Origin of the sequence: uncultured Gimesia sp., from assembly GCF_937919775.1 — a bacterium.
GTDB lineage: Bacteria > Planctomycetota > Planctomycetia > Planctomycetales > Planctomycetaceae > Gimesia.
In genome coordinates this window covers 1-10750 of record NZ_CALFPF010000345.1, presented here as the reverse complement: position 1 = coordinate 10750, position 10750 = coordinate 1, and the positions used below count along the sequence as shown (strand labels likewise).

Annotated in this window: 5 protein-coding genes; 4 read left to right on the top strand and 1 reads right to left on the bottom strand. The window is 53.5% G+C overall.

Going from position 1 to position 10750, the window contains the following annotated elements; translation table 11 throughout:
* Positions 1–75 precede the first annotated feature (75 nt).
* Positions 76–4755, top strand: a complete 4680-nt coding sequence (locus Q0294_RS09615; RefSeq protein ID WP_299463980.1) for a glycosyl hydrolase family 8 — start codon at positions 76–78, stop codon at positions 4753–4755.
* A gap of 131 nt (positions 4756–4886) precedes the next feature.
* Here the strand turns inward: Q0294_RS09615 and Q0294_RS09610 are convergent, their stop codons facing one another.
* Positions 4887–6224: a DUF1501 domain-containing protein gene (locus tag Q0294_RS09610; protein ID WP_299463977.1), complete on the bottom strand. Its 1338-nt coding sequence runs from the start codon at positions 6222–6224 to the stop codon at positions 4887–4889.
* Between the two features lie 649 nt (positions 6225–6873).
* Between Q0294_RS09610 and Q0294_RS09605 the strand changes: the two genes are divergently transcribed.
* From Q0294_RS09605 to Q0294_RS09595, 3 genes are all read left to right on the top strand, one after another.
* Entirely contained in the window at positions 6874–8250 is a 1377-nt protein-coding gene (locus tag Q0294_RS09605; protein WP_299463974.1) for an FAD-dependent oxidoreductase, read from the top strand.
* 76 nt (positions 8251–8326) lie between these two features.
* A complete protein-coding gene (locus Q0294_RS09600) occupies positions 8327–9334 on the top strand; it encodes a Gfo/Idh/MocA family oxidoreductase (RefSeq protein WP_299463971.1) in 1008 nt (335 codons plus the stop codon).
* Between the two features lie 300 nt (positions 9335–9634).
* The coding region (locus tag Q0294_RS09595; protein WP_299463968.1) for a DUF1549 domain-containing protein at positions 9635–10750 on the top strand (1116 nt) is incomplete at its 3' end.

The window sequence follows — 10750 nt, the reverse complement described above, 5'->3', positions numbered from 1 at the left end:
CTCTCTACTCCGCGGCGGTCTCGCGCCAAAATGTCGCGAAACATGGATTCGCTTGAAGCACTTGAGGTGCGCGCAATGCTCGCAGCCCATCCGCTGGCTGACGCACCCGATGTCCAGTTTCAGGTCGAAGAAGACTGGGGCTCCGGACGCACGGCCAGCCTGACACTTACGAACGATGAATCGACTGCCTATACGAACTGGCAACTTGAGTTTGACTATAGCGGCAATATTCAGTCACTCTGGAACGCCAAGGTCGAGAATCTGGGCAGTGGTCGTTATCGGATCACGCCTCCCAGTTGGGATAATACACTGGATGCGGGCGAGTCGCTGGCGATTGGCTTTGTTGCCACCGGAGCGAACAGCGAGCCAACCGGATTCTCCTTTCAAGTTAGTGGCAGCCCGGTCGATCCGGATCCCACCCCTGATCCTGACCCTACCCCTGATCCCGATCCCGTGGTGGGTGTGCCGAATAAGCCCAGCGTGAGCGTCCTGAGAGACTTCAGTGCGGGGGGCTTTCAAGTGAACCTCAACCTGTATGCAGGGGCACCTGCGGCGCAATGGAAATTATACGAGAATGGCGAACTGATCTACGAGGCGTCTTTGTCGGGCAATACGACTCCTCAAACAGATAGCCTGCACATCACGAACAGAGACTACGGTATTTTTCGTTATCAGGTCGAGGTCAGCAATGCGAGCGGATCAACTCTGAGCGATGAAGTCGTCTATGTGGCTGGCGGCGCCAGTCTCATCAGCATCGGAGAGGTCGACGTGACAGGGCAAGCCTTACAGGCGACCATCGATCAGACGACCGTCGATTACACGCTCACTTCCTCCAGCGCGTCAACACAGTTCAGCGTCGCAACCAGTAACTCACGGGTGGTGCACGCCGAGATCATCAACGGTAATACGTTGCGGATCACCGGTCTCGAAGCGGGCAGGGCCTCTGTGCGGATTACCGATGCCGAAACCGGTGAAGACCGTTACATCGGGATTCGAGTGCGCACGGAAGAGGGAGAACTGCCGGGGCTGCCAGATTACGTCACGATCGGTTCAGTGAGCGAAGACACTGCCGGCGATCTGGCATTCTGGCAGGACTTTGACAGCAGTGATCCGTTGACCAACAAATATGTCGACTCGCGTTATATCTATCTCAACGGCGGGCCGATTAGCGGCTGGCGCAGCTGGGGCCCGGATCGCGTGAGCAGCTACATCCGCGAAAGTCTGAAACTGGGAATGATTCCACAGTTCGTTTACTATAACATCCCGGACGGCGGCGAAAGTTATACGACGAATCTCGAGCACATCAGCAGTCAGTCGTATATGGAAAGCTACTTCCAGGATCTGAAGTACGCGCTGGATGTCATCCGTACCGAAGCCGGTGAAGAACTGGTGCAGATGATCCTGGAACCCGATTTCATCGGTTACCTGATGCAGAACGCAGGGGCGCCAGCCAATGCGATTTCTGCGATGACGAGCGCAGCCTATAGCAGCGGCGTGTTGCAGGAAGGCGTCGATCCGCAGTTCGACAACACGGTAACAGGGCTCATTCAGGCGATTAATTACACGATCAGCAGTTACGCTCCGAACGTGGAGTTCGGCTGGCAATTCAATCTCTGGGCTTCAACCGGCATCGAAACGCCGATTCCTGGAACCGGAATTGTGCACCTGACGGATACGCTGGGTGTGGAAGCGGGGCGCGCCGCGATTGCTCGCGAAGCCGAACTGATTGCCGAGTATTACATGGATGCAGGCATCCTCAGCTACGGGGCAGACTTCATCTCCCTCGATAAATACGGCCTGGATGCGGGAGCGCAGAATGGCGCGGCAAGCAACCCGGAGGCCAGCACCTGGTTCTGGAACAGCGATCACTGGAATAATTATCTGCTGATTGTCCAGACACTCACGGAAACGACGGATCGCGAAATGATCCTCTGGCAGCTTCCCGTCGGCCACATCAACAACAGCCTCGCCGATAATCCGTACGACGAGAGCGGCACCTTTGATCCACTGACCAATACGACACGTCAGTACGAGGACTCTGCCCCCACGTTCTTCCTGGGAGATACGTTCACGGCGACCGGCGATCGTCTGGATTACTTTTCGACGAATGATTTTGGGGATGACAAGTTGACCGTTTCAGGAACTACCATCACCTGGGGCTCGCACATAGAAGAAGCGCGTGCCGCCGGTGTGCGGCAGATTCTCTTTGGGGCCGGCGTCGGAATCAGTACCGATTCCATTGGCAGTGAACCCACGGACGATTACTGGTGGATTACGAAAGTGCAGGAGTACTATCAGAATCCTGTTTCACTCGATGTTGTCGTTGATCCTCCTGATGAAGTGCAGCCAGTCGTGAGCATCAGCGGAGCGACCATCACCGAAGGGGGGAGTGGATCTGTTCTGGCGACGTTAACGGTTTCGCTTTCTGAGCCAGCGACACAGACCGTCACGGTTTACTATCAGACATCGAATGGAACGGCCACCGCCGGCGAGGATTACGAAGCGACCAGCGGACAGGTTTCATTCGCCGTGGGACAGACTTCGAAGACGATTACGGTTCGCATTTATGGAGATACACAGGTCGAATCCGATGAGCAGTTTTATGTGACGCTCAGCACTCCCGTGGGTGCGACTCTGGATGACAGTCTTTCGTCTGCCACCAACACAATTCTAAATGATGACGTTTCCAACGAGACGGCAGACGTGACAGTCACAACCCCCTTCGAAACGCCCGTCACGATTGCGATTGGGACGTCTGCCGGCGACCCGGATTTCGCCAGTCATGTGCAGCAGTATGTGAACGGGACTCTGTTTCCCAACCAATACACGCAGACGCAACTCGATGCAGTCGTGAGCGATTACTATAACCAGTGGAAGTCGGACTGGCTGCGTGTCGATCCCGGCGGCAACGGCTACCGGGTTATCATGAACTCACAAGGACGGACTACTTCCGAAGCGCAGGGTTACGGCATGTTGATTCTGGCGCATCTGGATGGCTATGATGCGAATGCCCGGGCGATTTTTGATGGTCTGTTCCAATATTCGCGTGCGAATCCCAGCCAGGGGAATCCTGATCTGGTGGACTGGGCGCAGCCGGATCCTTCCGGAAATAACAGCGCCTTCGACGGGGATGCAGATATTGCTTATGCCCTGTTAGTAGCCGATGCCCAATGGGGCAGTGATGGTGCGATCAACTATCGTCAGGAAGCGATTACGATTATCAACGCCATTTATGAATCGACCATCGGGCCGGAAAGCCATCTCCCCATGCTCGGGGACTGGGTCAATCCGAATGGCAGCCAATACAATCAATGGACGACCCGCACCAGCGATTTCATGTACGGTCACTTCAGGGCATTTGAAGCGGCCACGCAGACCGGTGTCTGGAACGAAGTCATCATTGCCACACAGGCTGTGATGACGAAATTGCAACAGCAGTCGGGAACCGGACTAGTTCCCGACTTTGCAATCGTCGATCCGGTGACCGGCATTGTTTCTCCTGCTCCCTCGGGGTTTCTGGAAGCCAATGATCAGTATTACTGGTACAACGCGGGACGTGATCCCTGGCGGATTGGCACGGATGCCGTTTTGAGCGGCGATGCAGTCTCCACGACTCAGGCGCAGATGTTGTCCGAATTCTTTCAGCAGTCTTCGGGAGGGAATCCGTCACAGATTCTGGGCGGTTATGCACTGGATGGAACGCCGCTGAATAACTGGAGCGATCCGTTCTTCCGGGCAGCGGTAGGCGTCTCTGCCATGACTGGTTCAGATGCGGGAGACCAGGCATGGCTCAACTCTGTCTTCGACAGTGTCGCAACGACGCACTCGAATTACTATGCTGATACAGTTTCGATGTTGAGCATGCTGGTAATGTCAGGGAACTATATCAGTCCCTCGTCCTCACTGGGGGGGAACGCGACATTACAGTCATTTACGCAGCCGGATCATGGGCAGGTCGTCGACAATCAGGACGGCACGCTTACTTACACGCCGGCTGATACTTTCTCTGGAGATGACAGTTTTGTCTACACGACGGTTTCAGAGTCAGGCAGTATCACTACCACGACGACTGTGCTTATTACCGTCGAGCCTTTTGTTGTGATCATTCCTGAAATTTCCATCAATAATGTGACTGTGACGGAAGGTGATAGCGGTAGTTCACAAGCTGTATTTACCGTCTCTTTGGATCAGCCGAGCACCGAACCGGTGTTGGTACAGTTCCATACTCAGGATGGCACCGCGATTGCCGGTGCGGACTACCAGGCAGTAAGTGGCCAACTGGTCTTTCAATCAGGGGAGACTACGAAAACCATTTCGGTTTCCGTTCTGGGTGACACTGTGATCGAATCACTTGAAGGGTTCCAGGTCGTGCTCGAACAGGCGGTCGGTGCCACGCTGTCATCAGTTATCGGTAGCGGTTCGATTCAGGACAACGATGCCCCGGCACCGATGGCTGACGTCGACTTTGCTGTGGTGAATGACTGGAACAGCGGGTTCCAGGGAGCGATCGAGATCAGCAACGAGAGTGGTGACGCCTGGCAAGGGTGGACGCTGCAGTTCACGTTCGCGGGTGACATCACGGACATCTGGAATGCCGAGATCATTTCGCACATCGGCAATACCTACGTCATTCGTGGCGCATCCTGGAACAGGGACATTCCTGCCGGTGGTACGACTTCTTTCGGGTTCATCGGTACCCCGGGTGGCCTGAATGATCCCCTGTCGGACTTCATTTTGAATGGGAGTCCGATTTAGTTCTTAAAGGCAATTTGATATTGCCTGGAGAACTCGTTTTCGAAGAAAGAAAAAGGCCTTCGTCGTATGACGAAGGCCTTTTGGTATAAATGATAGTTCACTGCAGTGGTATTAATTTAAAATTGAGAATTTCAGATGACTTCAGGAAGAGGATGGTATCCGCTATCGACGAGGTATTGAGGTCGACCGGCGTGATCGGGAAGAGTTACCTGCTGCACGTCAATTCCCATATTACGATAGAGCGTGGCAAAGACTTCCTGGAAATGGACGGGACGATTTTCCGCCTCGCCGCCCAGCCGATCCGTAGTGCCGATGACCTGGCCTGTTTTCATGCCGCCACAGGCGAGCAAAGCGTTGCAAACTCGCGGCCAGTGATCGCGGCCGCCATTATTATTAATCATCGGCGTACGCCCGAACTCGCCCCAGGCGATGACTGTTGTGTCTTCCGCCATACCACGCTGGTGCAAGTCTTCAATCAGGGCTGTGATTGCCTGATCGAAATCGGGGAAGTTCTCTCTGGCATGCTTGAAATTGCTACCATGCCAGTCCCAGAAGCTGTAACTCAAAGTCACGACGCGCGCCCCGGCTTCAACAAGACGGCGTGCGAGAAGAAACTGCTCATTCAGTCGCGGTGCAGCGTCTCCTTGTTTTCTGGAGGTTCCTTTTCCGTAGCGATCGCGAACCGCAGGATCTTCTTTCGAAACATCAAGGGCTTCCACCAATCGTCCTGAGGTGAGAACACCAAAAGCCTGTTCGTTGAAAGAATCGAGCCCTTGCATCGCACCACTATTATCTGCATCACGCCTGAACTGATCAAAACTTCGCAACAGGCTTTTGCGATCTTTCAAGCGATCCAGGGTAATGCCGTTGAGTGTCATATCGCCCTTCATTTCACCATTCGGGTTAAAGGGTGTGTGTGACATTCCGAGGAAGCTGTTTTTCCCAAAGTTGTAAGGTGTGTGCTGCATCTGAGGCGAGAGGTTCACATATGCGGGTGAGGTCGCCCGGGGATCGCCTTTCAGGTGTGAGAGAGCAGAACCCAACTCGGGCCAACCGCCGGCTGGCTGGTTGTTTGAGCTGTGTCCGGTCATACATTGAAACGATGCGTGTTGGCCGATTGATCCGACAAGCGAATTCACAAAGACACATTTATCAGCAAGCCGTGCAATCCGTGGAAGCTGTTCGCTGATGCGAATGTCAGGGACATTGGTCGCGATGGGACTGAATTCGCCGCGAATCTCAACTGGCGCGTCCATCTTAATATCATACATGTCCTGATGCGGTGGACCGCCCGGCAGGTAGATCATGATGATGGATTTATGTGAATTGATTTTACCCGTCTGTTGTTCTGCTTTAAGTAATTGAGGCAAGTTAAGACCGCCCAGGCCAAATGCTCCGATTTTAATGAAATTCCGGCGCGAAACCTGATTGCAGAACTTGCTGGAAGAATCATCAAAAATATTAAGCATAACCAACTCCAGGGTGGGATTACTACAGCGTCCATCGACGCCGGGTAAGGGGGAGATATATTGTGCGGATGGAGATTATTGATTGTTCTGATTCTATCTCTGGTCAGACCATTTGTCTACGTCGATCCGTTAAGATCTGATTTCAAGAGCTGAGGCATCAAGTATTTATCTACCGTTTCTTTAGCATTAAAAACAGCGTATATCGTCCCCCGGATTATTATGCAGGACAGGATCATCAGAGACTCGATCGTTAGATTTTTCAACCTGTAGCGGTCGTTCGTCACAATATCGGTGAGATTGAGCGTCGTTATCGAGCTGGCGTCCTGTCAACGATGGGTACTGTATTACTATCGTCAAGCGGCGTGGTTACTCTGTGCACCTGGTGCTGATTATTTTCAATGGCGATTACGAAACGTGCAAACCATTGGTTTTTGTCTTGTAATCCTTCAATCTGACCACCATTGACATGGGGCGTTCGTGTTTGATCTGTGCTGGTCAGAATGGCAGTTTTTCGATCTTCGAACCTTAAGGTTGGCAGTGCTGCCTTATCGAACAGCACATAACCATCGCTGCGTTGCGACTCTGAGTGACTATTGCTATTTTTTAATGAAATTAAGAGATCGCAATAACCTCAGAGGGATCGGTACGCATGTCGGATATGCCGGAAACAATCAGTTGCACGTGGGAGATTCCGTTACGTGCCACCGTTGATGTCGCTGTGATTGGCGGCGGCTCCGCCGGGGTGGCTGCTGCTGCAGCGGCTGCCCGGAATGGCGCGTCGACCGTATTGGTCGAGCGATATGGTTTCCTCGGCGGAACTTCGACAGCCGGGATGGTCGGTCCTTTCATGACTTCTTATACCCCGGACGGTAAACGCCAGCTTGTGGCCGGGCTGTTTCAGGAAGTGATTGATCGCATGGTCGCGATGGGAGGGGCCGTTGATCCTGCGACAACCGAAGCGGGTTCTGCCTGGGCATCGTTTATCGAACTGGGGCATGCTAACGTGACCCCGTTTCATGTTGAAGCTTTGAAGATGGCGACGCTGGAAATGGTGTGTGATGCCGGGGCGCAAATTCGCTTTCATACTTCGTTTGTTGATGTAGTGATGGACGGAGAACGGATTAGCGATATTATTATCCTTGATAAGGCAGGCTTGGGACTGCTGCGTCCCAAAGTCGTGATCGATACTTCGGGTGACGGCGATATCGCCGCGAAGGCAGGGGCGCCGTTTGAAATGGGCCGGCGTGAAGACGGCAAGATGATGCCGGTCACGATGTTTCTGACGATAGGCAATGTGGATGACGCGCGTGTGGAAGCCTGGATGCGGGAACATGAAACACTGCACCCGGGCGAGCGACTGTTTGAGTGCATCGTGAAAGAGGCCCGAGAGCGTGGCGAATGGACTTTGGAACGCGAATTTCTGAATCTCTATCGCGAACCTACTCCCGGACAGTGGCGGGTGAATTCGACACGCGTGCAGAATGTGGACGGGACTAACCCCGATGATCTGTCGCGGGCGGAGATTGAGGGGCGACGTCAGGCGTGGGAATTGATTCGGTTTTTCCGTTCACACTGTCCCGGCCTGGAAAACGCGCAGTTGATTGCAACAGGAACGCAGGTTGGCGTCCGCGAAACGCGCCACATACTGGGAGACTACGTGCTCAATGGTCAGGATGTGCTCGAAGGACACAAGTTCGAGGATTCGATTGCCCAGTGTTCGTATCCGATTGACATTCATGACCCGCAGGGTCCGCGGGGCCGATTGGAAGGAATTCACGCCGACCACTATGAAATTCCGTATCGCTGTCTCGTGCCGCGACAGGTGAATAATTTGCTGGTGGCCGGTCGACCGATTTCAGCCGACCATGAAGGAGCTGCTTCCGCCCGTGTGATTCCGCCGTGTTACGCGACCGGTCAGGCTGCTGGAACCGCGGCGAGCCTTTCGATTCAGCAAGGAGTGAAGCCACGTGAAGTTGATGTTACGTTATTGCGTAAAACACTGCGCGAACAAGGTGCCATTGTTTAAATGACCCAGGTAGGCGCGACTTATTAATTGACGGAAAATGATTCTTTTGAATCCCTACTACAACCGGAGTGCTATCATGAGTCAATTAAACAAAGTTCGCTGGGCTGTGATTGGTCTGGGGTGGTTTGGCGAAGTTCATGCCGACAATTTGGCTGAGATGCCGGAGATTGAACTGGCGGCACTCTGTACGCGCCGGCCTGAGAGGTTGAATGAAGTGGGCGATCGTCTGGGCGTCAAACGGCGGTACACCGATTATCACGAACTGCTGGAAGATCCCGAGATTGATGTCGTCAGCATTACCACGCACATCAATGATCACCGCGATATTGCGATCGACGCATTGAGAAGCGGAAAGCATGTATTGCTGGAAAAACCGATGGCACCGACGCTTGCTGACTGTGAGCAGATCATGGAAGCCGCCCAAACAGCAGACGGCTTTTTTATGGTTGGTCATATTTGCCGCTTCGACCCGCGGGTCACGATTGCGAAACAGGCCATCGAGGAGGGACGGATTGGAAACATTATTTCGATGTATGCACGACGTAATCTGTCGAAAGCGATCGGAGAGATGGTACTCGACGATATCTCGGCTCTGATGGGGGACGGCATTCATGATGCAGACCTGATGCTCTGGTTCAGTCAGGCGAAGGTGTCCACGGTGTATGCGCAGGAAGTGCACCCGGGAAAGAACAAGTATCCGGATGCCGGCTGGTCGATTGCGCGACTGGATAACGGTGCGGTTGCGGTGGTCGAGTCGGTCTGGCACCTGCCGGAAACGACTCCGTATACGATCGACGCGCGAATGGAAATCATCGGTACCGAAGGAGCTTTGTATATCAACTGCGGCGAAGCCGGTCTGGCGATCCACGATACACAAGGCGTCAAGCTGCCGGACACGATGTACTGGCCGCGCCCGTTCGGCAGCTATTTTGGCATACTGCAGGCAGAACTGCGTTATTTCGCCAATTGTGTACGAAGAGGCGAAGCGCCGCAGCGGATTACACCGGCGGAGTCGTGTGCTGCTGTGGCCTGGATGGCGGCGGCGACGGAGTCGGCGCGGACGGGGTCGGTGATTACGTTCTGACTTCAATGATGGCTTCATAGAAAACCGTGAACTGAAGAATACGGATGTTAAACCGGGTAACTGTCTCCTGGAGCAGTTTTCTCTGGCATTTCCTTGAAAATTTGATATGCTATTCTATTGATGCGTGGGTCCTGTTGAAGAGATATGTTTCAACAGGATGCTTCGTTCTCCTACCCTGAATCTTGCCCGCGATGTGAGCTGTTTTGCTCACGGTACCGAATTCGATAACCCTGATTTATCTGCGTCTTTTTGTGGCATCTTTTTTAAACTGCAATTGCGTAGCACTCCGATGGTTAAAATATGAACGGTTTGAACAGACGAGTTGTGACTGTGCTGTTTCTGGTGCTGAGTTGTGGGATCTGCACGCCCGCCGGGGCGAATCCTGCGAACCGCCGAGCATTTGCCCGCTACTTTGGAAATTATCTTTCCGAGAGCATGAATTCGTGCAGCACCTGTCACGTGGGCAAACATGCCGAGGACGCGGAGTCGCTGGACGACTTCCCGCATAATCCGTTTGGGACACAGTTGCGGCTTGCAGGGGAAAAACTGATTGAAGAAAAACGCGATCCCGAGATCGCGCTGCGTTTGAAATTACTCGCCGAGCAAGATGCGGACGGGGATGGTTTTTCGAATCTGCAGGAAATTCTGGTTGGAACCGCTCCCGGTGATAAAACGAAATTTCCGGATGCGGCTGCGGTTCAAAAACTGAAGACGTTGACGGCAGAGTTTCAAGAGTATCAAAATCGATATGCATGGAAACCGTTCAAACCAGTGAAACGTCCTGATGTTCCACTGGTCAAAGAGGCGGACTGGGCGCGGAACCCCATCGATCATTTCATCGCCGCCGGTCACGATAAGATGGGACTGAAGCGGTCCGGTGAAGCGGAGCCTGCAATTTTGCTGCGACGTGTTTATCTGGATCTGATCGGATTGAATCCGACGCCGCAGGAAATTCGGGAGTTTCTGGAAGACAGCAAAACGAATCCGCGGGCTTATGAAGATGTTGTCGATCACTTACTGCAGCATCCTGCGTACGGCGAGCGCTGGGGACGACATTGGATGGATGTCTGGCGGTACAGCGACTGGGCCGGTTATAAAGATGCGCTGCGCGAAAGCCAGCGACATATCTGGCATTGGCGGGACTGGATTATTGAATCATTAAGTGCCGACAAAGGTTACGATCAGATGCTGGTCGAAATGCTGGCTGCTGACGAAGTGAAACCCGATGACTGGGACACGCTACGTGCGACAGGATTCCTGGCGCGTAACTATCACGCCGTGCGGGATCAGTGGATGGACGATGTAGTGAAACATACGTCGCAGGCCTTTTTGGGGATCACCGTTGGTTGTGCGAAATGTCACGATCATATGTACGATCCGATTCGACAGGACGAGTACTATGGTTTGCGTGCGGTT

Bases quoted from the DNA above. Each gene is read 5' to 3' on its own strand.
- Q0294_RS09615 (WP_299463980.1), top strand. From the start codon at position 76: ATGCTCGCAGCCCATCCGCTGGCTGACGCACCCGATGTCCAGTTTCAG.
- Q0294_RS09605 (WP_299463974.1), top strand. From the start codon at position 6,874: ATGTCGGATATGCCGGAAACAATCAGTTGCACGTGGGAGATTCCGTTA.
- Q0294_RS09610 (WP_299463977.1), bottom strand. From the start codon at position 6,224: ATGCTTAATATTTTTGATGATTCTTCCAGCAAGTTCTGCAATCAGGTT.
- Q0294_RS09600 (WP_299463971.1), top strand. From the start codon at position 8,327: ATGAGTCAATTAAACAAAGTTCGCTGGGCTGTGATTGGTCTGGGGTGG.